The sequence below is a fragment of the Pseudoduganella sp. HUAS MS19 genome (assembly GCF_053615455.1).
Genome location: NZ_CM132133.1, coordinates 6,123,654 through 6,144,344, shown reverse-complemented (window position 1 = coordinate 6,144,344; position 20,691 = coordinate 6,123,654). Strand labels below are relative to the sequence as shown.

The window sequence follows — 20,691 nt, the reverse complement described above, 5'->3', positions numbered from 1 at the left end:
CTGCCGGGAAAGGCAGGGCGCCCGATCAGGAACCGACCAGTTGCACCGCGTCGACCTGCAGGCGGGTGGTGGTGATGTTGTTGGATTTGGTAATGCGCGCTGCCTTGGCCTTGTAGGCGGTCTTCTCAATCGGCTGCACGAACCAGGTGCGCGGGCCGCGCTGGTCGGCTTTCACGCTGTGGACGCCGGACCAGACGGTATTCCAGTTGCCATCCGTGTCCTGCAGCTCTACCTTGGTAATGCCTTCCAGGCCATAGGATTCGGCTACTGCGACCCGCAGCTGGGTTGCGTTGACCGGTTTTTCGAAGGACACCTCCAGCGAATCGAAGCCGATGTCGCTGTCCTTGGTGGACCAGTAGTTGCCATCGACCTTGCCAACGGCTTTCGAGGCGTTATAGGTCTCGCTGTAATTCGAGCTGGCATTGGCCGCGCTGGCCCACTGCGCGCCAGGATCGGCCATATAGCCTTGCTCCATATTCGAGTAATCGAGCTTGGCCTGGCGCTGGGCGACCTCCCGTTGTTCGTCGCTCATGTTTTCGGTGGAGATGACCGGGGTTGGCAGCGGGTTGTTGCCGGCTGGAGCAGCAGCCACTGCGGCGGCCGCCGGGGCAGCGGCAGGTGCAGGCGCCGGGGCCGTGGCAGGGGCGGCAGCCGGTACTGCCTCAGGTTCCGGGGCCTTTTTGGAGCATGCGGCCAGCAGCAGGACTGGCAACAGCAGGGCGAATTTGGTCTTCTTCATGGGCATCCTCTGCGGAATTATCAAAAACATAAAGCCGCAATATGGCATAGGGATGCCAAAAACTCAATTGTGCGTGGGGCGGTTACGACAGGTTGACGTCGAGCCAGACCGCATACGCCAGGCGCTTGCCTTGGTACACCTGGCCGCCGCGGATCACGGCGTCGGTCGAGGTGAGCTGGCCCGTGATTTCCTGGCGTGCCAGCATGGTGCGGAAGGCCGCCGCATCTTTCGGTGCCAGGTAGCCGACCATTTCATTGTTGAGGAAGACGGCCACCGCCTTGTCTTCATAGGGATTGTTGTCGTCCGCCAGCAGCAGCGCCTTGTGGCGGGCGTCGGCTGCGGCTTCACCGTGCTCGCCGGCCAGGGCGCGGATGGTATCGGAGTAGCGCGACTCGCCCAGCACTTCAAGCTGGAAGCGGCCCTCGTCGGTCCAGTGGTGCACCGGCTCGCCCTGGGGCAGCGGGGTGTAGGAACCGCCCACCGGTTTTCCCGTTGGCGCAGGCGCGGCTTTCGGAGCGCCTTTCAGCAGGAAAAACAGCGTTACCAGCGCCAGGACGATAATCAGGATATTCAGTGCGAGGGCCATTGCAGGGGCTTCCTAAGGGGACAAGACCCGCTATTATCGCAGGCCGGGCCGGAAAACCGGAATGGTATAATCGTCCCTTTTCCTTGCACGTTCAGCCATGTCTTCCGAATCCACGCCAAAGGGCAAAATGCTCTATGACCCGACCGAACACCGCATCCGCAGCTTCGTTACGCGTGCTGGCCGCCTGTCCACGGGCCAGGAACGTGGACTGAAGGAGTTCGGCCCGCAATTCCTGATCGAGCACAACAAGGAGGCGCTGGATTACGAGAAGGCATTCGGCCGCAAGGCGCCGGTGATCCTGGAGATCGGCTTCGGCATGGGCGGCACCACCGCCCACATCGCCAAGGTCATGCCGGAGAAGGATTTCATCGGCGTGGAAGTGCACACGCCGGGCGTGGGCAGCCTGCTCAAGATGATCGGCGACGAAGGCATCACCAACCTGCGCGTGATCCAGCACGATGCGGTGGAAGTACTGCGCGATATGATCCCGGCCGGTTCGCTGGCAGGCGTGCATATCTACTTCCCTGATCCCTGGCACAAGGCGCGCCACAACAAGCGCCGCCTGATCCAGGCGCCATTCGTGAAGACCCTGTGCGAGCACCTGGCCCCGGGCGGCTACATCCACTTGGCGACCGACTGGGAAGACTACGCGGTGCAGATGCTGGATGTGCTGAGCGCTGAACCAGCGCTGCAGAACACTGCCGAAGGCTACGCGCCGCAGCCGGCCTACCGCCCGCTGACCAAGTTCGAGAACCGCGGCCTGAAGCTGGGCCACGGCGTGTGGGACCTGGTGTTCACGAAGAAGTAAGCTTGGCACCGGCCGGCGTCCTGGCCCGCGCCGGCATGAAGGCCAGCAGATTGCCCCCGATGACCAACAGTAGCCCGGCCAGCGCCATGCTGCTCCACTGGTAGCCTTCGAAGACGGCGGACACCGTCAGCGCCACCACCGGGAACAGCACCGTGCAGTACGCCGCGCGGTCCGGCCCGATCCTCCCCACCAGCAGCAGGTAAGCCGTAAAGGCAACCACCGACCCCGGCACGGCCAGGTAGAGCAGCGCGCCGATATAGCGCGGGCTTGGGTCGAAGTTGAACGGCATGCCGAGGGCCAGTGCGCCCAGCGTCAGGATGGTGGCGCCGCACAGCATGGCCCAGGTGTTGGTCAGCCAAGGCTGCATGCCGAGCGCCTGCATGCGGCTCGAAAGCAGGTTGCCGGTCGAGAAGCACAAGGTGCCAAGCAGGGCCAGCCCCAGGCCGGCCAGCATGCCGGCATCGTCCCAATGCCCCTGCATCGAAGGCAGGAACAGCAGCACGATGCCCGCCAGCCCCAATACGGCGCCGCCCAGCACCTGCGGGCGGATGGGCCGGTTCATGAAGAGGCGGCCATTGAGCGCATTCCAGATCGGCGCGGTTGAAAACACCACCGCCACCAGACCGCTCGGCACCCACATCGTCGCGTAGTAGAAGCACAGGAAATTACAGCAGAACAGCGCCAGGCCTTGCGCCAGCAGGTAGCGCCAGGCGGAGCGCGGCGGCAGCAGCCGCTGCCTGCGCACGAGCAGGATCAGCATCAGCAGCAGGGCCGCAATCCAGAAACGATAAGCGATCGACACCGGCGCAGCGACAACGCCGAGCTGGAATTTGATCGCGATCCAGGTGGTGCCCCAGATGAGCACAGTGGTGAGGTAGAGGGCAGTATTCATGCCCTCAGGATGACCTCAATGCGGCTGCCAGGGTTGTCTGATCTTGCTGCTTTGCCGGTTATGACCTGGCCGTTGGCCAAAGGAGCGCCTGGGCCACAATGACGGTGTCGCCGTCGAACGTCACGGAAGGCGAGCCGTGGAGTGCATATCCAAGTGCGAGCGCCTCGCTGACGCGCCGGCAAAACTTCGCATCATCCGGACCCGTCAGGACTCGATAGATTGGCAGATCGTCTGGAGGTGTTTTCATCGACATACTCTTTCACTAGGCGGGAAGCAGTTGCTGTTGCCCAGCATTATGGGCCAATGCGCGGCATGCCGCACAGGCCTGGCCGGTCTCCATGCCTTATACCCCTATGTCGAAGCACGGCGCCGCGCGAGGACCAGTGCCGAGAGGCCAAGACCGAGCAGTGCCAGCGTATCGGGGAGAGGCAATTGCTGCGCCGGCGCGGTGTCGACATTGATCTCGGCGAAGCCCACGCCTTGCGTACCGCCGTCCTGGTCGATGTTGAAGACGACCGAGGTCACGTCGCCCATGCCGGCGATGGCCAGGGTGCCGGTGCCTGACAAGGTTTGCGTGGCGCCGTTGGAGCCGGTCAGGGTGAGCGAGCTGGCGCCATCCAGGTAAGCCGCGATATTGGCGCTGACCAGGTTGAAGCTGGCCCCGAAGAAGTCCAGCACCCAGCTCACGTCGTCGGCATTCTGGAAGCCATTATGGATGCCGAGGTCGCCAATGTAATTGGGATCATAGTGGTCGCCGGCACGAACCATCCGGATGCGAAAGCCGTCTTCGGTGTAGGTGTCAAACACGGCCGAGCCATTGTTGTTGGCATTGCTGCCGCTGGTCAGGTCAAGCTGGAGCGGGCTGGCCTGCACTGCGGAAAACGCGAGTGCCAGGGCGGCCAGGCAGGCGAGCTTCTTCATCGATATTCCTTTCAGAAGAGTAGTCTGGTTGACAGTATTGCTTCAAATGCAATAAGCAATATCTGTTCCCTGTGCCTGCAAGTTACTGATTATGATGGATTCGTGGTTTCTGCGTCCCTGCCCTCTGTAAATCTTTCCGACAGGCCTTTGTCTGATCTTGCGCAAATCGCCGGGGGCGGCCGGCTGGGCGAAAGGGGCCGTGCTAGACTTTTCCGCGTGAAGCTACCGACTGGACAACTTGAGCAGGCCGTTGCGCGTAAGCGCGGGGGGACGGCGGCGCGCGCGGCACTGGCGGAGAAGCCGGGCGATGCGATGTCGCACGCCGTGTTCCGTACCATGTCCGGCACCGATGCGACGCTCGAGCGTTTTGCCTGGCTGGGCGATGGCCTGGCGGCAGCGGTCTGGCATCGCAGCACGGAAGAGGAGCTGACGGAGTACCGCCAGCCGGGACACCACACCTTGTCCTGCTACCTGGGCGGCGGCTATAGCGTCGAACGCGAAGGCCTGCCGGGCCAGTACGGCGCGCCGCAGCGCCTGTGCTCCCTGCCGGACTGGCATGAGTCGGAGTGGGTCGTGCGCGGCCAGTTGCGCATGCTGCACATCTATTTCATGCCGGCGCATTTCACCCGGCGCGCGGTGGCGGAGCTGGACCGCGAACCACGCGAACTCACGCTGCAGGACCGCACCTATTTCGAAAACCCGTGCCTGGTGCAGTTGTGCGGCAACTTGCTGCAGCAGCCGTGGGTTGACGCCGACCAGCTGCTGCGCGCCAACGAAATCACGCACGAGGCCTTGAGCGAACTGCTGCACGCGCAGTCGATGAGGCAGCCCGGCCTGCGCCTGCGCGGCGGCCTGGCGCCCCTGGTGCGGCGCCGGCTGCACGAGTACATCGAAGCCAATCTCGACCAGAACATCACACTCGGCATGCTGGCGCAGCTTGCGTGCATGTCGGAATTCCACCTGGCGCGCATGTTCCGCATCAGTTTTGGCATGCCGCCCTCGGCCTGGATCGCGGCGCGCCGCATCGAGCGGGCGCGCGGGCTGTTGCGCGCGGGCCGCCTGCCGTTGCAGCAAGTGGCGCAAGCTTGCGGTTACGCCGACCTCAGCCACTTCAGCCACCGCTTCAGCGACGCCGTCGGCGCACCGCCGGGACGCTACCGGCAGATTGCTGCCGGGCTCAAGTCTTAGGCTTGTCGTTGCGCTGCGCGCGGTTGGCGCAGCTGTGCGCAATCTTGCCCGGTCCAGTGCAGGCTAAGCGCTCACGCCCATGCCGGGAGAAATGCCATGCCCAAGCGCGCCGGTTTGCCGTTCGCCGTGTTGCTGTGGCCTTGCATTGGGGGCGCCCCGGTACCGGCCAGCTGCCATGCAACCGCAGGACATTCATGATGCCGGCATGCTCGTCGCGCGCTGCAGCCTGGCGGCTTGCATCGCGCTATAGCGCGCAATGCTATCGCGGCGATGCGCACGATTTGAGGCGCCACGCGCGCGGCCGGCAGCGTCGGCGCAGCATTAGCTCCTGTCCAACCAACAGGAGGTTGCCATGCCCAAGTTCGCTCGAATGTTGCTGTCTGCGCTGGCGCTGCTGGCATGCACGGCACACGCACAAAGTGCGCCCTCGTACCATGCCGTCAAATTTGACGCGCAGTTCCGCCCGCAAATACTGAACGACCTGGGCCAAGTCGCCGGCATGGACCAGGATGGCAGACCGGCCATCTGGAACCCTGACGGTTCCATCCTGAAGTTGCCCGGCGCCGCCAGCGAGGTCACCATCACTGGCTTCAACAACCAGGGCACGGTTGTGGGCAATGCGCTGCTCCCGGGTTACAGCCTGCCGCAGCCGGTGGCCTGGCGCAATGGTGGTTCAGTGGAGCGCCTGCCCTTCGATGGCCTGGGTGGCTACACCACGGGCATCAACAACCGCGGCGACATCATCGGCCATATGGCCGGCGCTTCCAACACCGGGTCGGGCCAGGTTGGCTTCATCCAGTGGGGCGACGGCAGTGCGGCGCAGCTGTTTGACGAGTACAAGCCGGAAATGATCAACGACCGGGGCCTGGTGCTCGGACAACGCAGCGATGCATGGGGCCTCAGGCGCTGGCAGGACGGCGTCTTTGGTGACACCCTGTATAACGATCTCCACATTAGCGGACTCAACAACGAGGGCCGCATGTCGGGCAGCCATGACGCCATGCATGCATTTTCGATGGTTGAGCGGGATGGCCTGCGCGAGCTGCAGGATCTATGGTCGGGCTCTGCCTCCGACCTCAACGATGCTGGCAGCGTCGTCGGCTTTACGGAGTGGAGCAATCACGCCATGCTGTGGTTTGACGGGCGTGCCTACGTGCTCGACCACCTTTGGCACGATGTCCGATATTCGGAGTGGTCCCTGCTCAATGCATGGGACATCAACGCCAGCGGCGCGATTCTCGCTAACGGCTTCGGCCCGGCAGATGCGGCTTTCCTGCTGTCGCCGGTGCCCGAACCAGGCGCTGTCATGCTGCTGCTGGCAGGACTCATGCTGTTGGCGCTGCACAGGCTCCTGCAGCGCAGGCTGTTGAGCCGTATGCTGTCGACGTCCTTGCTGGCATTGTTGGCCTGCAGCACGTATGCGCAGGAAGCGCCCACCTACCGCGCACTCAGGTTCGACGGAACCTTCGCGCCGAAGTTCCTGAATGACGCTGGCCAAGTCGCGGGTATCGGCCAGGACGGCAAGGCGGTCATCTGGAGTCCCGGCGGCTCGGTCGTGCGCCTGTCCGGTGTTATCAACGATTTGAGCATTACCGGATTCAATAGCCAGGGCACGGTGATCGGCAACGGCATCATTCCCGGGTTTGCGAAACCGCAGGCGGTCATGTGGCGAAACGGTGGCGCAATGGAGCTGGTGCAGAGCGCGGGATCGGGCGGCGTCGCTGCCGGCATCAATAACCGCGGCGACATTGTCGGTTACAACTACGACGCGCGCGCTACGGGAACCGGGTCGGTCGGCTTCATCCAGTGGGCCGACGGCCGTGCGCCACACCGGTTTGACGACTACGTTCCGACCATCATCAACGACGTGGGCATGGTCCTTGGCAGCCGTACCGACGAATTCGGCTTCCGCAGCTGGCGCGACGGCGTCTTCGGCAATGACCATACGCCTTACGACTTTTACGCCAGTGCGCTGAACAACGAGGGCCGGCGGGCAGGCTACCAGGACCATGGGTACGCCCACACCCTGCTCGTGAACGGCACGGAACGGGATTTCCGGCAACTGTGGTCGCGCTATGCCTTCGACATCAACGATGCCGGCAGCGTCGTGGGTGAAACCGCCTATGAGCGCGCCATGCTGTTGTACCAGGACCGGCAATACGTGCTGGACCACCTGTGGAACGAGGAACAATATGCCGGCTGGTTCCTGGAACGCGCCTGGGACATCAATGCCAGCGGCCAGATCCTCGTCAACGGGGGCAATGAATGGGACCAATATGCGACGTTCCTGCTGTCGCCTGCGCCGGAGCCGGCGCAGGGCGTGCTGTTGCTGGCCGGGCTGGCGCTGCTGGGCAGCTTGCGCTTCAGGCCAGGTCGGCGATCAGCCTGACGATCTCGTCGCCGTAGGAAACCAGCTTCTTTTCGCCCACGCCGGAAATGCCGCGCATCTCGCCCAGCGAAGCCGGGCGCACCTTGGCGATTTCACGCAGGGTAGCGTCGTTGAAGATCACGTAGGCCGGCACGCCGTGTTCGCGCGCTGCGCCCATGCGCCATGAGCGCAGGCGGTCGAAGATGCGCTGCTCGTTGCCATCCAGGCTGGTTTCCTCGTAGCCCTTCGGCGCCGAACTGCGTTTCTGCCTGACCGGTTTCTGGTACTGGCGCAGTTGTACTTTCTGGCCGCCCTTCAGCACCGGGCGCGCGGCGTCGGTCAGTTTGAGCGAGCTGAACTGTTCGTGGTCGACAGTGACCAGGCCCAGTGCGATGACCTGGCGCAGGATGGCGCGCCATTCCTGTTCGCTGCGGTCGGCGCCGATGCCGAACACGGACAGCTTGTCGTGGTGCCAGGTCTGGATGCGTTCCGATTCGGCGCCGCGCAGCACATCGATCACATGGCCGGCCGCAAAGCGCTGGTCGCAACGGTAGATGGCAGACAGCAGTTTCTGCACCGGCACCGTGCCGTCGAAGGACACCGGCGGAATCAGGCAGGTATCGCAATTGCCGCATGGCGTGGCAGGCTCGCCGAAGTATTCCAGCAGGCGCACGCGGCGGCAGCTCAGGGTCTCGCACAGGCCCAGCATGGAATCGAGCTTGGTCGAGAGCACGCGCTTGAAATTCTCGTCCGCTTCCGACTCGTCGATCATGCGCCGCTGCAGCACCACGTCCTGCAGGCCGTAGGACATCCAGGCGCTGGCGGGCATGCCGTCGCGGCCGGCGCGGCCGGTTTCCTGGTAATAGCCTTCGATCGATTTCGGCAGGTCGAGGTGGCAGACGAAACGCACGTCCGGCTTGTCGATGCCCATGCCAAAAGCAATGGTCGCCACCATCACGATGTTTTCTTCGCGCAGGAAGCGCGCCTGGTTGTCGGCGCGCACCGTATGCTCCATGCCGGCGTGGTAGGCCATGGCGCGCACGCCGTGCTCGTTGAGGAATTCCGCCGTCTCTTCGACCTTCTTGCGCGACAGGCAGTAGACGATGCCGCAGTCGCCCGCATGTTCGGCAGTGATGAAGTCCAGCAGCTGCTTGCGGCCGTTGGTCTTCTCGACGATCTGGTAGCGGATGTTCGGGCGGTCGAAGGACGACACGAATTGCGCGGCGTCGGTCAGCGCCAGGCGGTGGATGATCTCGGCGCGGGTCTGCTGGTCGGCGGTGGCGGTCAGCGCAATGCGCGGCACGTTGGGGAATTGCTCGTGCAGCACCGACAGCTTGATGTATTCCGGGCGGAAGTCATGGCCCCATTGCGACACGCAATGCGCTTCGTCGATGGCGAACAGGGCGATCTGCGAATCCTGCAGCAGGTCGAAGCAGCGCTGCGTCAGCAGGCGCTCCGGCGCCACGTAGAGCAGGTCGATCTGGCCGGTGCGCACCAGGCGCTCGATGCGCGCCGCTTCCTCGTAGGTCTGGGTGGAATTGAGGAAGGCCGCGCGCACGCCCACTTCGGCCAGTGCGTCGACCTGGTCCTGCATCAGCGCGATCAGGGGCGACACCACCACGCCCACGCCGTCGCGCAGCATGGCCGGGATCTGGTAGCACAGCGACTTGCCGCCGCCGGTGGGCATCAGCACCAGGGCATCGCCGCCGTTGCCGACATGCTCGACAATCTGCCCCTGCTGGCCGCGGAAGGCAGGGTAGCCGAATACGGTCTGCAGCAGGTGCAGCGCGCGCTGGCTGGTGTCTGGCTGGTCCATCTTGTCGGTCATTCGTGCCAGGTGACCACGCCCGTGTAGGCGGTGACCAGGACTACCACGCCAAATACGATGCGGTACCAGGCGAAGAAGGTGAAGCCGTGGGTGCTGACGTAGCGCAGCAACCAGCGCACGCACAGGAAGGCCGAGACGAAGGCCGATACGGTGCCGACGGTGAATACCGGCAGGTCGGCTGCCGACAGCAGTGCGCGCTCCTTCCACAGCGAATAGAAGGTGGCCGAGAGCAGGGTCGGGATGGCAAGGAAGAAGGAAAACTCGGTTGCCGCCTTGCGCGACAGGCCCACCAGCAGGCCGCCGATGATGGTGGCGCCGGAACGGCTGGTGCCGGGGATCAGGGCGAACGCCTGGGCGCAGCCGACTTTCAGTGCGTCGCCGATACTCATGTCGTCGACGGTCTGCACGCGCACGGTGACCGGGTGCAGGCGGGCGCGGCGCTCCACCCACAGGATGACGACGCCGCCGACGATGAAGGCCAGCGCCACCGGGGCCGGATGGAACAGGACGGCCTGGATGCTTTCGCTGAACAGATAGGCCAGCACGCCGGCCGGGACGAAGCCGACCAGCACGTTCAGCGCGAAACGCTGAGCCTTGCGCTCGTGAAAGATGCCGGCCAACACCTCGCCGATCTTGCGGCGGTATTCCCAGATCACGGCCAGCATGGCGCCCCCCTGGATCACGATTTCGAACACTTTCATCTTCTCGCCCGTGAAGTCGAGCAGGCTGCCCGCCAGGATCAGGTGGCCGGTGGAAGAAATCGGCAGGAATTCTGTGAATCCTTCGACCAGACCCATGATCAGGGCCTTCAGCAGGAGAACGATATCCATTGTGATTTTGTTAAGTGAATCGATGGGAGGACGCGGGCGGCATGCTGCGCGGGCACGAAGCTTACCATGAGCGTCCTCCGGCGACGCACATAATCCAAGGTTAGCCCCGTTGCCCGGGCGCCGGTTTGCGCTGCATCAGGAGTGGACCCGCACCAGGCGGCTGCTGGCGGCCACCAGCAACAGCGCGCCGCCAAGCACGGAAAAGGCCAGGTTCAGGCTGGACAGGTGGGCCACGAAACCGATCAGGGCCGGGCCGGCCAGGATGCCGGCGTAGCCGATGGTGGTGATGGCGGCAATGGCCAGGCTGGCCGGCATGGCGCGCTGGTTGCCGGCGGCAGTAAACAGGATGGGCACGATGTTCGAGGCGCCCAGGCCGACCAGCACGAAGCCGGCCAGCGCCACGGCCGGCGTCGGCGCGGCCACTGCCGTGAAGAAACCGGCGGCGGCGCACAGGCCGCCTGCCAGCAGCACGCGGCGGCCGCCGCAGCGGGCCACGACGCGGTCGCCGGTCAGGCGGCCCACCGTCATGGCGATGGCAAAGGCGGCGTAGCCGAGGCCGGCGCGACCTTCTTCCAGGCCGCGTTCGGCGCTCAGGAACACGGCGCTCCAGTCCAGCATGGCGCCTTCGGCCAGGAAGACGATGAAGCACAGGGCGCCGATGAAGATCACGGCGCCATGCGGCATGACAAAGCCTGGCGCGTCGCCTGCGCCCGCTTCCGGCTGGTGCAGCAAGTCGGGCGCGGCGCGCCACAGCAGGAGCACGATCAGCGCCGCGATGGCCAGGCAGGCGCCCAGCGGCCCGCTGCCAAGCCACAGCAGCAGCGCCATGCCGCCTGCGCCGGCAAAGCCGCCCAGGCTGAACATGCCGTGGAAGCCCGACATCAGGGCGCCGCCGCTGGCCTTTTCGACCATCACCGCCTGCACGTTCATGGCCACGTCCATGGTGCCCAGCGCAGCACCAAACACGAACAGCACCAGCCCGAGCAGGATGGGGGTCGGCGCCAGCGCCAGGCCGGGCAGGGCCAGGCAGACCGCCAGCGCCGACCACAGCACCACCTTGCGGCAGCCAAAACGCGCCGCCAGCGCGCCGGTCAGCGGCATTGCCAGCAGCGAGCCGAGGCCGAGGCACAGCAGCAGCAGGCCGAGCGGGCCTTCCGCCAGCTGCAGGCGCTCCTTGGCATAGGGCACCAGCGGCGCCCAGGCGGACATGGCCAGGCCCGCCGTCAGGAAAGCCAGGCGGGTGGAGCGGCGGTGGCGGTGGTCGATGGTTTGGTTCATGGCTGAACATTCTAGCCGGGAATCGTTTCCAATGCCGGCGGCAGGCGTGTTCAGGGTGCGGTGGCCAGTTCGAGCGCACTGAGCCAGTGCATGGCCTGGCTGCGCGTTTCGCCGCACATCTCGGCCGAGGGCTGCAGGCCGGCGCAGAACGCCGGGCGCTCAGGCTGGCCGAAAATCTTGCAGCGTGCATCGTCTCCCAGTTGCACGCAACGCACCCCGGCCGGTTTGCCGTGCGGCATACCGGGAATCGGGGAAGTGATCGAGGGCGCCGTGCAGCAGGCGCCGCAGGCTGGGCGGCATTGGAAACTCATGATGGGGCGATATTTTACCGCGTCGGCCACCCCAGCCAGCGCATGGCCTGCTCGCGCGACTCGCCGCACACCGCTTCGTCGGCGCTGAATTGAACGCACACGAGGGGGCGTTCGGGCAAGCCATACAGCTTGCAGCGCCTGTGTGAATCGAGCTGGATGCAGGGCACGCCGGCCGGCTTGCCATCTGGCATGCCGGGGATCGGGCTGGAGATTGCGGGCGCCGTACAACAGGCGCCGCAGTGTGGACGGCACGGGATCGGGGTGCGGTTCACAGCCGTGTTTGCGGCGCTGCCTTGCTAGTGGATAACGTGGTGCGTGCGGCTGCCGAAGGCTTTCAGGGCATCGGACAGCGACACTTCGATCTGGCCCAGGTGGGCATCGGCCAGCACCCAAGGTTCGCCGTCCGCGGCATGGCGTTTGGCCACTTCGCGTTCGACCATGGCCGCCATGCGCTCGTGCAGCACTTGCTGGTAGCGCGGCGAATCCGGATTCCCAGCCTGGGCACGGGCATACATATCCGCCCCTTCCCACAGTTCCTGGATGCGCTCATCCCCAAGTCCGGAGGCGGCTGCCAGGACTTGTAATGTTGTCTTGTTATGCATTTTTACTCTCCCAGACACGTTCTTTGACGCGTACTTAGCAGTAAATACCTAATTCTCACGAATTACCAATCATTTCGCAGAAGTGGATCTTTATAACAACAGTCGTTATTTTTCTGGCTAGATTGTCCGCCCAGCGCCGTCTGCTAGAATGGCGCACGTTTATGTGATTGGTGCCTTCCTGCAAGCCTGCCGGGAGGTGAAACGGGAAGCCGGTGCCGCGCGGGATTGCCATCTTGCGCCAGTCCGGCGCAGCCCCCGCTGCTGTAAGCCGGACGAAACTGGCCAACGCCACTGTGCATCGCACGGGAAGGCCAGGCCAGCGGAGGATGAAGGCGAGCCAGAAGACCGGCCAGTCACCTTGATTGTGCGAAGCCCGGGGTGTGGTTTTGCGTGCTCGGAAATCCGCTGTGCCTACCATTACCTTTGCCCGGACCATCGCAGTCCTGCTTTGTGCATTCGCTTGCATGCCTGCCAATGCCGCCGTGCTGTTTGCCGTCGTCACCGAACGCGCTGCGCCTGTCGCCATCGAGGCGGCGCACCGCCACCTGGCGGCCCATCCGCGCGACCGCATCGTCCTGCGCACTGCGGCGCAGTGGATGGCGGCCGACGACAAGCAGGCCGCCCAGTGGCTGGCGCAGGCCGACAGCATCCTGGCGGTAGCGCTGTTTGGCGACCCGGCGCGGCGCCTGAAGGAAGCCTTGCCGCGCCACGCCCGTGCGCCAGCGACAGTGCTGGCCATGAACGGCGAGGCCACGCTCAGCCTGCTGTCGCGCGGGCGGCACGGCAACCTGCAAGGATTTTCGCCGGAAACGCTGCGCCAGCTGTCGACCGAGCAGCCGCCGCAAGCAGCGCTGCAGGCGGCCAGGGCGCGCCCCGCAGCGGCCCAGTGGCTGGCAGCCCGCCAGCTATGGCAAGCCGGTGGCCGCGACAACACGGCGGCCTTGTTCGCCCACTTGCTCGACCCGTCCGCCGCCCTGGCCGAACCGCTGCCGGAACCGGCACTGCGCCTGCGCGCCGGCCAGCGCGAACTGCACGATGCGGCAGCGTGGGGCAGGGCGGCGCAACTGGGCCTGCAGGCCCGCCCCACGGTGGTCGTGCTGGACCTGTCGAACATGGACGGCGCGGTGCCGGATGCCGTGTGCCGCCGGATCGAGCGCAACGGCCAGCAATGCGTGCAGGTGCTGCCGCGCTGGGGCGGCGCTTCGCGCGAGGCCCTGGAGCGCTTGCCGGAACTGATTGCGCCCGCCGTGCCGGCCGCCATGGTGGTGCTGCAGGACTTCGTCGTGGGTGCCGCCGAAGGACGCGAGGCCGTCAGCGGCGCGTTCAAGAAGCTCGACATTCCCTTGTTCAAGGCGATCCGCCTGTCCGACCGCACCGCCATGCAATGGCGCCTGTCGCCGGACGGCCTGCCGCCCGATTCGGTGCAGTACCGGGTGGCGCTGCCGGAGCTGCAGGGCATCGGCCAGCCTGTCGTGGTGGCCGCGCTGGGCGAGCCGCAGCGCGACAAGCTGACCGGCATCGAGAACCGCCCGCCGGTAGTGCTGGCGGCGGAAACGGAACGCCTGGCCGCACGCGTCGACCGCTGGCTGGCGCTGCGTGCCAAGCCGAACCGCGACAAGCGCGTGGCGCTGGTCTACTACAACCACCCGCCGGGCCGGCAGAACATCGGCGCCGACAACCTCGACGTGCCGGCTTCGCTGTTCGACATGCTGCACGCACTGAAGGACGCCGGCTACGCGGTCGGCGCATTGCCGGACTCGCCGCAAGCGCTGCTCGAGCGCATCATGGCGCACGGCGTCAACTTGCCGGAAGACCGCGGCGCCTTGCGCGAGCTGGCGCCTTCCGTGAACAGCGTCAGCGCAGCCGATTACGCGAAGTGGTTCGCGACGCTGCCGCCGCGCGTACGGGGCGAAATGAGCAATGGCCTGCTGGGGCGCCTGCATGCCGACGTGCTGGAAGCGGAAGCTGCCGGCGAATGGGTGCTGGGCCGCAAGCAGGCCGAAGTCGTGATCAAGGAATTGCAGCACCTGGTGGAAGGCGCCGGCCATCCGCAGCGCCAGGCGGCGATCCGCGACCTGGCCGCGCTGGCCGATGGCTATGCGGGCTGCCTGCAGGCCAGGGCGGCGCGCCGCTGTGCTGCGCTGGAGCCCTTGCGCCGCCGCGTGGCCGCCTACGGCATCGAAGGCCTGAAGGGCTGGGGCGCGGCGCCCGGCAAGATCATGGTCGAGGGCGGCAAGCTGCTGGTGCCGGGACTGGTGTTCGGCAACGTGTTCATCGGTCCGCAGCCGCCGCGCGGCTGGGAAGTCGATGAAGAACTGCTGCACGCCAACACCAGCGTGCCGCCGCCGCACCAGTACCTGGCCTTCTACCACTGGCTGCGTGACCGCTTCAAGGCCGATGCGCTGGTGCATGTCGGCCGCCATTCCACCTACGAGTTCTTGCCGGGCAAGGCGGTCGGCCTGTCGGGCGACGATTTTCCCAGCCTGATCGCGGGCGACCTGCCCGGCATTTATCCCTACATCGTGGACGGCGTCGGCGAAGGCACGCAAGCCAAGCGCCGCGGCCTGGCAGTGATGGTCGACCACCTGACTCCGCCATTGGCCTCGACGCCGCTGTATGACGAACTGCTGTCGCTGCGCCAGATAGTCGAGAGTTACGAGGCCGCCAGTTCGGAAACGCTGAAGGCAAAGGCGGCGCAGCTGATGCGCGAACGCGTGGTGGCCCTGAACCTGAAGGCGGAACTGGAGGCGTCGATGGCCGACGTGCTGGCCGTGCGCGGCATCGGCTTCGATGCCGCCGACGATGATCTGCTGGCGCACGAGGTCGGGCATTACCTGACCAAGCTGCAGGAAAAGTTCATGCCGCACGGCCTGCACATTTTCGGCCGCCCGTGGAAGCAGGAGTCCATCGAACTGATGCTGGAGTCGATGAAGAAGGGCGGTATCGACGATCCCGAGGTGGCGCGCAAGCTGGCCGCTTCGCCGCTGAATGAAATGCGCGGGCTGCTGGCAGGCCTGGACGGCCGCTTCATTGAACCGGGCAAGGGCAACGATCCCTTGCGTTCGCCGGAAGCGCTGCCTACCGGCCGCAACTTCCATGCGGTCGATGGCGATATCCTGCCGACCAGGATCGGCTACCAGATGGGCTCCAGCCTGGCGGCCAAGGCTGCCGCGCGCGAGCGCTCCGACGCCGGCAGCGAAGGCATCTTGCTGTGGGCATCCGACGCTGTGCGCGATGAAGGCGTGATGGTGGCTTTCGCGCTGGCCATGATGGGCGCCGAGCCGGTATGGAACGCGCGCGGCATCGTCAACGACGTGCGCCTGGTGCCGGGAGCTGTGCGGCGCGATGCGCTGGTGACCACCTCCGGCCTGTTTCGCGACCTGTACCCGAACCTGATCCGCCTGGTCGACCGCGCCGGGCGCATGTCGCTGGCCGCTTCCGCCGCCGGCATCGCCGAGCGGGAGCCGGCATTGCGCGAAGCCCTGGAGGCGGCACTGGCGCCCCTGGGCGGCAGCGCCGGCGGCGGCACAGGTGCGAGCGCCGCCTGGGGCCGCGAGCCCACAACGGGCAACCGCGTGGCGCGCGAATGGCTGGTGCGCGTGCGCGCCTTGCAGGCCGGCGGCATGCCGCCGGCCGAAGCCGGCCGCGCCGCCGCTCAGCGCATCTTCGGCAATGCCCCCGGCGCCTACGGCGCTGGCGTCAACCGCCTGACCGAACGCTCCGGGGCCTGGCGCGAGCGCGACGAAATCGGCAAGGCCTACCGCAACCGCATGGGCCATGCCTACGGCCTGGACGCCAGCGGCGAGTCGAGCCACGCCGCCTTCGACGTTGCGCTGGACGGCATCACGCGCACCTACCATGGCCGCGCCAGCAACCTGTACGGGCTGCTCGATAACAACGACGCCTTCGATTACCTGGGCGGCCTGTCGCTGGCCATCGAGAGCCGCACCGGCCGCGTGCCGGAGGCGCTGATCCTGCAGCACGCGCAGCCCGGGCGCGCCGATGTTGAACCGCTGGCCTCCGCCATGCTTGGCGAGCTGCGTGGCCGCTTCCTGAATCCGGCCTGGATCAAGCCCCTGATGGGGCAAGGCTACGCCGGCGCCCGCACCATGGGCCAGGAGTTCCTGGAGAACCTGTGGGGCTGGCAGGTCACGCGCCCGGACCTGGTGAAAAACTGGGCCTGGGATGAGGTGAAGTCGGTCTACTTCGACGACGCGCATCGCCTCGGCCTGCCGCAATTCCTTGGCCAGCGCCACAACGCGCACGCCAAGGCGCATATGCTGGCGATCTTCATGGTGGCGGCGGAAAAGGGCTTCTGGAAGACCGACGATGCCACCATCAGCAAAATGGGCGGCGAGCTGGCCCGCCTGGTCGCCGCCAATGGCCTGCCCGGCAGCGGCCATGCCGCGCCCGACCACCCGATGTGGCAATGGCTCTCGCCCCGGCTCGACCCTGCCGATGCGCAAGCCCTGGCGTCCACCCTTGCCAAGGCACGCGGCGACGAAGGCGCCACGGCCGCAGCGGCAGTCGGCGCGCTTGCGCGCAGCGCCGATGCGCCGGCCGGCTTCGCGGCGCCGGCTGACGGTGCCGGCACGGCCCTGCGAGGGCGCCCCACGGCGCACAGCGCCGGCGCTGCAGGCGGCGTGGTGCGGGCCGAGGCCCAGGCCGCGCCGCTGCGCGCTTACGAACTGCGCGGCCTGCCGGAAGACCGGCCGCAGTCTCCCGCCGAGCGCGCCATGAAGCTGCTTGCCCTGCTGGCCGCTGCCGCGGCCGGCATCGCGCTGTTCGCAGCAGGGCTGCTGCGCGGCAGCCAAACACCTATTTACAAAGGAGTACACCAATGATCGACAACCAAACCTACGCCTGGCTGCACGACGGCGTCAGTCTCCTCCTCGCACCGGCCCTGCTGGCCCTGCTGGCCGCTTGCGCCGTGGCGGCAGTTGAAGCAGGGATCGCCGCCGGCGAACGTTTCAGCGGCCTGAAAAAACTCCGTGAGGCCGGCAATGCCGCCCACATCCAGGCCCTTGCCCGCCACCGCCTCGAACGCGCCGACCTGCTGGCCCGCATCCCGCCGATGCTCGGCCTGATGGCCACGATCATCCCCCTTGGCCCCGGCCTGGCCGCGCTCGGCCAAGGCAACCCGGCGCAACTGGCAAGTGCCGTGACGGTCGCCTTCGACGCCACGGTGCTGGGCCTGGTGGCCGGCATCGCCGGCCTGGTCATCGGCAAGCTGCGCCGCCGCTGGTACGAAGAAGCGCTGGACGCCATGGAGCGCGCAGCATGAGCGACCAGGTCCATGGCAGCGCCGCCGCCCCGGCCCGCAAGCGCCTGCGCCTGTACCGCCACCTGGACTCGCGCTTCGACGACAGCGACGAAGACCCGCGCGCCAGCCTGGTCAACCTGGTCGACGTGATGCTGGTCTTCGCCTGCGGCCTGATCGCCGCCATTGCCGGCAGCCAGGACGCGCAGCGCCACAAGCCGGTGGAAAAGGGCCGCCAGATCGAGCGCCCGGCCGCCGGCGTCACGCAAGCGGGCAGCGGCTACGACCGGGTCGGCGAAGTCTTCCGCGACCCCAAGACTGGCCAGCTGGTGCTGATCGAGCCAGCGAAAAGCCAAGCAAGCGGCGCCAGGTAAGCCCCCATCCCTTCCTGCGTCTCGCGCTGCGGGGCGCTCACTAAGCCGTCAAGGCTCAAATTAGGTACTTGCCGCCATAGAAATTAGGTGGCAGTACCGATTCCCGTTTCCCTGCCCTGGCCCACTATGAACATACCGTCGCCCCAGGCATGTCCATGCTGCGGGCGGCGGAGCGGCAGGAAACTGTCATGTGGATAGGTTCCGTGCCGCCGACATCCGGTAAAATTATATAAAAAACAACAAACGGATTCAATCCGCTGTCAGGGGGCGGTCCGCCCATAGCTCTTTCGAACAGACCCGAATATTGACAAATTTTATATACTTCGCTACATTAAATACCTATCGGTACGAAATTCGCCGAACAGGATCTCGACATTGGTTGTACGCACCTTCAGAGTTGACAGACGCCATGAACAGCCTCAGTACAGAACAGACCGCCGCCGTTGCCGCCTTCATTCAGGCTTGCCACAACGTATCGACGCTGCAGGATTTCAACACCGTCGTAGGCCCGCGCCTGCGCGACGTGCTGCCCCACGCCATGTTCGCCTGCGGCTGCATGCGCATGGCCGACCGGCGTATTGTGGAAGCGGTCAATCTCAGCTTCCCTGCCGCGTTCATGAACGGTTTTGTGGTCGAAGACAACCACTGCCCATGCCCCGCACTGCGGCGCTGGGTTGAGACGCGCAGCCCGGTATTCATCGATCCGGATTCAGCGCTGCTGCTGCCGGGCGACCGCGCCTGGCTGGCCAAGGCCGAGCGCCACGGCATCCGCAACGTTGCCATCCACGGGGTGATGAGCCTGAGCCAGGAGCATGCCTGCTACTTCACGTTCGGCAACCTTGAGCAGTGGAACCGCGAGACGGCTTTCCTGCTGCAACTGCTGGCGCCGCACTTGCATTACGCCCTGACCCACGTCGAGGAATTCGGCAACAAGCGTCCCAAGAAGATCCTCACGGAGCGCGAGCAGGAAGTGCTTAAGTGGATCTGCGGCGGCAAGTCCAACTCGGAAATGGCCTCCATCCTCGGCATCAGCTCGTGGACGGTGAAGATCCACGTCAGCAACCTGCTGGCCAAGCTGAATGCTTCCACCCGCGGGCACGCCGTGGCCAAGGCCATCTCCTCCGGGCTGATCGAAGTCTAAGCAGCCTTCAGCTGGCGCTTGCGTACGGGTGCCGGCGTGCTGGGCCAGACCGCCATCGCCGTCTCGATCACCGTCAGCAGCTTGGCCTGGCCCGCGCCGCTCTTGGCCATCACCGCCAGTCCGGCAATCAATGAGCTGAACAGGGCGGCCATGGCCTGCGGCGTCATCGCGGCCGGCAACTGGCCATCCTGCTCTGCCCGCGCCAGGCGTTGCAGCACCATCGTCTCGGTACCCTGCAGGGCCGTGCGCAATGCCATCTCCACCGAAGCAGGAATGCTCGAGCCGCCGCAATCGGCGGTGCCGTTGATGATGAAGCAGCCGCCCGGCAGGTCCGGGTCGGCCAGCATGCCGGCCAAAGAGCGCAGGAAGCCTTCCAGCGCCGTGCGGCCGTCCGCCTCGTCGTTGAGCTTGGCCGCGTGGCGCGTGATCAGCAGCGACAGGTAGCGCTGCAAGCCTTTCAGGTACAGGGCTTCCTTGTCGCCAAAGGCCGCGTACAGGCTCGGCTTGGACAGGCCCATCGCATCGGTCAGCTCGTGCAGGGAAGCATCCTGGTAGCCATGCTTCCAGAACACCTCGACCGCCCGGTCCAGGGCGTGATCGATATCGAAGGTGCGGGGACGGCCGCGTTCTCGGGGCATGGTGATCTCCAGTCGTTCGTTTGGTTGACGAATATTATACTAACCGGTATATTAAATACCTATCGGTACATAAATCAAGACGGACCGGTATTTTTCAATTTTTGCCGCTCTTCGCAGGGCGGCCTTTCAAGGAGAAGATGATGGGTAGACTGACTGGCAAAACCGCTCTGATCACCGGCGGCACCACTGGCATCGGCCTGGCGACGGCCAAGCTGTTCCTGAAAGAAGGCGCACGCGTAGCGATCATCGGCCAGGACGCGCAGCGCGTCGAAGCGGCCGGCAAGGAACTGGGCGAAGGCGTCCTGGCGCTGCGCGCCGACGTATCCTCGGCAGCGGACATGGCCGGCGTGGCGGCCAAGCTGAAATCGGTGTTCGGCAGCCTGGACGTGGTATTCGCCAACGCCGGCATCGCCCAGCCGATGCCGTTCTCGGACGTCGACGCCAAGCACATCGACAACCAGGTCGATGTCAACTTCAAGGGCGTGATCTACACCGTGCAAAGCGTGCTGTCGATGCTGAACAACCCATCGAGCGTGGTGCTGACCGGCACCACCCTGGTCGAGCAGGGCGTGGCTGGCCTGGCGGTGTACTCGGCCACCAAGGCTGCCGTGCGCTCGCTGGCACGTACGCTGTCGACCGAACTGACCCCGCGCGGCGTGCGCGTCAACGTCATCAGCCCTGGCCTGATCGAAACCCCGATCTACGGCAAGCTTGGCCTGCCACCGGAAGCGGTGCAGGAATGGGCCGGCCAGCTGATGGCAAAAGTGCCGGCTTCGCGCTTTGGCCAGCCGGATGAAGTCGCAAAAGCCGTGCTGTTCCTGGCAAGCGACGATTCCTCCTACATGATCGGCGAGAACATCCTGTTCGACGGCGGCATGGCGACGCTGTAATGCATCGAAGCCCGCTACGGCGGGCTTTTCGATGTCA

At 65.7% G+C, this 20,691-nt stretch carries 20 protein-coding genes and 1 riboswitch; of the genes, 8 read left to right on the top strand and 12 right to left on the bottom strand.

Features of this window, described 5'->3' with window-relative positions; translation table 11 throughout:
• Positions 1-25: 25 nt before the first annotated feature.
• Both ACWBU6_RS28200 and ACWBU6_RS28195 read right to left on the bottom strand, forming a co-directional pair.
• Positions 26-739, bottom strand: coding sequence for a hypothetical protein (locus ACWBU6_RS28200; protein ID WP_452646633.1), 714 nt, complete (start codon positions 737-739; stop codon positions 26-28).
• Between the two features lie 82 nt (positions 740-821).
• Entirely contained in the window at positions 822-1,325 is a 504-nt protein-coding gene (locus ACWBU6_RS28195; RefSeq protein WP_452646632.1) for a hypothetical protein, read from the bottom strand.
• A 127-nt stretch (positions 1,326-1,452) separates the two neighbouring features.
• On the opposite strand from ACWBU6_RS28195, the gene trmB reads away from it, so the two are divergent.
• Positions 1,453-2,133 carry a tRNA (guanosine(46)-N7)-methyltransferase TrmB gene (trmB, locus tag ACWBU6_RS28190; protein ID WP_452649628.1) on the top strand — a complete coding sequence of 227 codons (681 nt, stop codon included), beginning with the start codon at positions 1,453-1,455 and terminating at the stop codon, positions 2,131-2,133.
• Here trmB and ACWBU6_RS28185 read toward each other — a convergent pair.
• The 3 genes from ACWBU6_RS28185 to ACWBU6_RS28175 form a co-directional block, all read right to left on the bottom strand.
• A complete protein-coding gene (locus ACWBU6_RS28185; protein ID WP_452646631.1) occupies positions 2,120-3,025 on the bottom strand; it encodes a DMT family transporter in 906 nt (301 codons plus the stop codon). The genes trmB and ACWBU6_RS28185 overlap by 14 nt on opposite strands.
• A gap of 58 nt (positions 3,026-3,083) precedes the next feature.
• Positions 3,084-3,272: a DUF1737 domain-containing protein gene (locus tag ACWBU6_RS28180; RefSeq protein WP_452646630.1), complete on the bottom strand. Its 189-nt coding sequence runs from the start codon at positions 3,270-3,272 to the stop codon at positions 3,084-3,086.
• Between the two features lie 104 nt (positions 3,273-3,376).
• Complete coding sequence (locus ACWBU6_RS28175) at positions 3,377-3,946, bottom strand: hypothetical protein (RefSeq protein ID WP_452646629.1); 570 nt, start codon at positions 3,944-3,946, stop codon at positions 3,377-3,379.
• A 312-nt stretch (positions 3,947-4,258) separates the two neighbouring features.
• Between ACWBU6_RS28175 and ACWBU6_RS28170 the strand changes: the two genes are divergently transcribed.
• Positions 4,259-5,134 carry a helix-turn-helix domain-containing protein gene (locus tag ACWBU6_RS28170; RefSeq protein ID WP_452649627.1) on the top strand — a complete coding sequence of 292 codons (876 nt, stop codon included), beginning with the start codon at positions 4,259-4,261 and terminating at the stop codon, positions 5,132-5,134.
• 352 nt (positions 5,135-5,486) lie between these two features.
• On the top strand, positions 5,487-7,523 hold the full coding sequence (locus ACWBU6_RS28165; protein ID WP_452646628.1) for a hypothetical protein: 2,037 nt from the start codon (positions 5,487-5,489) through the stop codon (positions 7,521-7,523).
• Here ACWBU6_RS28165 and recQ read toward each other — a convergent pair.
• From recQ to ACWBU6_RS28135, 6 genes are all read right to left on the bottom strand, one after another.
• Complete coding sequence (gene recQ / locus ACWBU6_RS28160; protein WP_452646627.1) at positions 7,498-9,330, bottom strand: DNA helicase RecQ; 1,833 nt, start codon at positions 9,328-9,330, stop codon at positions 7,498-7,500. The genes ACWBU6_RS28165 and recQ overlap by 26 nt on opposite strands.
• The gene (locus ACWBU6_RS28155; RefSeq protein ID WP_452646626.1) at positions 9,327-10,160 is read right to left on the bottom strand and encodes an undecaprenyl-diphosphate phosphatase; all 834 of its coding nucleotides are present in this window, start codon (positions 10,158-10,160) and stop codon (positions 9,327-9,329) included. The genes recQ and ACWBU6_RS28155 overlap by 4 nt, the downstream gene beginning before the upstream one ends.
• Before the next feature lie 135 nt (positions 10,161-10,295).
• Complete coding sequence (locus tag ACWBU6_RS28150; RefSeq protein ID WP_452646625.1) at positions 10,296-11,438, bottom strand: MFS transporter; 1,143 nt, start codon at positions 11,436-11,438, stop codon at positions 10,296-10,298.
• Positions 11,439-11,488: 50 nt separating this feature from the next.
• Positions 11,489-11,749: a YkgJ family cysteine cluster protein gene (locus ACWBU6_RS28145; RefSeq protein ID WP_452646624.1), complete on the bottom strand. Its 261-nt coding sequence runs from the start codon at positions 11,747-11,749 to the stop codon at positions 11,489-11,491.
• A gap of 14 nt (positions 11,750-11,763) precedes the next feature.
• A complete protein-coding gene (locus tag ACWBU6_RS28140; RefSeq protein WP_452646623.1) occupies positions 11,764-12,021 on the bottom strand; it encodes a YkgJ family cysteine cluster protein in 258 nt (85 codons plus the stop codon).
• 24 nt (positions 12,022-12,045) lie between these two features.
• Entirely contained in the window at positions 12,046-12,351 is a 306-nt protein-coding gene (locus tag ACWBU6_RS28135; RefSeq protein WP_452646622.1) for a hypothetical protein, read from the bottom strand.
• A gap of 151 nt (positions 12,352-12,502) precedes the next feature.
• A riboswitch (cobalamin riboswitch) is annotated at positions 12,503-12,719 on the top strand.
• A 39-nt stretch (positions 12,720-12,758) separates the two neighbouring features.
• Here ACWBU6_RS28135 and ACWBU6_RS28130 point away from each other — a divergent pair.
• The 4 genes from ACWBU6_RS28130 (at position 12,759) to ACWBU6_RS28115 (ending at position 19,126) form a co-directional block, all read left to right on the top strand.
• Positions 12,759-17,195, top strand: coding sequence for a cobaltochelatase subunit CobN (locus ACWBU6_RS28130; RefSeq protein ID WP_452646621.1), 4,437 nt, complete (start codon positions 12,759-12,761; stop codon positions 17,193-17,195).
• Entirely contained in the window at positions 17,192-17,635 is a 444-nt protein-coding gene (locus ACWBU6_RS28125; protein WP_452646620.1) for a MotA/TolQ/ExbB proton channel family protein, read from the top strand. Before ACWBU6_RS28130 ends, ACWBU6_RS28125 begins: the two co-directional genes overlap by 4 nt.
• The gene (locus tag ACWBU6_RS28120; RefSeq protein WP_452646619.1) at positions 17,632-17,985 is read left to right on the top strand and encodes a hypothetical protein; all 354 of its coding nucleotides are present in this window, start codon (positions 17,632-17,634) and stop codon (positions 17,983-17,985) included. The genes ACWBU6_RS28125 and ACWBU6_RS28120 overlap by 4 nt, the downstream gene beginning before the upstream one ends.
• Positions 17,986-18,394: 409 nt before the next feature.
• Positions 18,395-19,126 (top strand): LuxR C-terminal-related transcriptional regulator, encoded by a 732-nt coding sequence (locus ACWBU6_RS28115; protein WP_452646618.1) that lies wholly within the window; start codon positions 18,395-18,397, stop codon positions 19,124-19,126.
• Here the strand turns inward: ACWBU6_RS28115 and ACWBU6_RS28110 are convergent.
• The gene (locus ACWBU6_RS28110) at positions 19,123-19,764 is read right to left on the bottom strand and encodes a TetR/AcrR family transcriptional regulator (RefSeq protein WP_452646617.1); all 642 of its coding nucleotides are present in this window, start codon (positions 19,762-19,764) and stop codon (positions 19,123-19,125) included. The genes ACWBU6_RS28115 and ACWBU6_RS28110 overlap by 4 nt on opposite strands.
• Before the next feature lie 140 nt (positions 19,765-19,904).
• Between ACWBU6_RS28110 and ACWBU6_RS28105 the strand changes: the two genes are divergently transcribed.
• Complete coding sequence (locus tag ACWBU6_RS28105) at positions 19,905-20,654, top strand: SDR family oxidoreductase (RefSeq protein WP_452646616.1); 750 nt, start codon at positions 19,905-19,907, stop codon at positions 20,652-20,654.
• Positions 20,655-20,691: the final 37 nt, after the last annotated feature.

Bases quoted from the DNA above. Each gene is read 5' to 3' on its own strand.
- ACWBU6_RS28200 (WP_452646633.1), bottom strand. From the start codon at position 739: ATGAAGAAGACCAAATTCGCCCTGCTGTTGCCAGTCCTGCTGCTGGCC.
- ACWBU6_RS28195 (WP_452646632.1), bottom strand. From the start codon at position 1,325: ATGGCCCTCGCACTGAATATCCTGATTATCGTCCTGGCGCTGGTAACG.
- trmB (WP_452649628.1), top strand. From the start codon at position 1,453: ATGCTCTATGACCCGACCGAACACCGCATCCGCAGCTTCGTTACGCGT.
- ACWBU6_RS28185 (WP_452646631.1), bottom strand. From the start codon at position 3,025: ATGAATACTGCCCTCTACCTCACCACTGTGCTCATCTGGGGCACCACC.
- ACWBU6_RS28180 (WP_452646630.1), bottom strand. From the start codon at position 3,272: ATGAAAACACCTCCAGACGATCTGCCAATCTATCGAGTCCTGACGGGT.
- ACWBU6_RS28175 (WP_452646629.1), bottom strand. From the start codon at position 3,946: ATGAAGAAGCTCGCCTGCCTGGCCGCCCTGGCACTCGCGTTTTCCGCA.
- ACWBU6_RS28170 (WP_452649627.1), top strand. From the start codon at position 4,259: ATGTCGCACGCCGTGTTCCGTACCATGTCCGGCACCGATGCGACGCTC.
- ACWBU6_RS28165 (WP_452646628.1), top strand. From the start codon at position 5,487: ATGCCCAAGTTCGCTCGAATGTTGCTGTCTGCGCTGGCGCTGCTGGCA.
- recQ (WP_452646627.1), bottom strand. From the start codon at position 9,330: ATGACCGACAAGATGGACCAGCCAGACACCAGCCAGCGCGCGCTGCAC.
- ACWBU6_RS28155 (WP_452646626.1), bottom strand. From the start codon at position 10,160: ATGGATATCGTTCTCCTGCTGAAGGCCCTGATCATGGGTCTGGTCGAA.
- ACWBU6_RS28150 (WP_452646625.1), bottom strand. From the start codon at position 11,438: ATGAACCAAACCATCGACCACCGCCACCGCCGCTCCACCCGCCTGGCT.
- ACWBU6_RS28145 (WP_452646624.1), bottom strand. From the start codon at position 11,749: ATGAGTTTCCAATGCCGCCCAGCCTGCGGCGCCTGCTGCACGGCGCCC.
- ACWBU6_RS28135 (WP_452646622.1), bottom strand. From the start codon at position 12,351: ATGCATAACAAGACAACATTACAAGTCCTGGCAGCCGCCTCCGGACTT.
- ACWBU6_RS28125 (WP_452646620.1), top strand. From the start codon at position 17,192: ATGATCGACAACCAAACCTACGCCTGGCTGCACGACGGCGTCAGTCTC.
- ACWBU6_RS28120 (WP_452646619.1), top strand. From the start codon at position 17,632: ATGAGCGACCAGGTCCATGGCAGCGCCGCCGCCCCGGCCCGCAAGCGC.
- ACWBU6_RS28115 (WP_452646618.1), top strand. From the start codon at position 18,395: ATGAACAGCCTCAGTACAGAACAGACCGCCGCCGTTGCCGCCTTCATT.
- ACWBU6_RS28110 (WP_452646617.1), bottom strand. From the start codon at position 19,764: ATGCCCCGAGAACGCGGCCGTCCCCGCACCTTCGATATCGATCACGCC.
- ACWBU6_RS28105 (WP_452646616.1), top strand. From the start codon at position 19,905: ATGGGTAGACTGACTGGCAAAACCGCTCTGATCACCGGCGGCACCACT.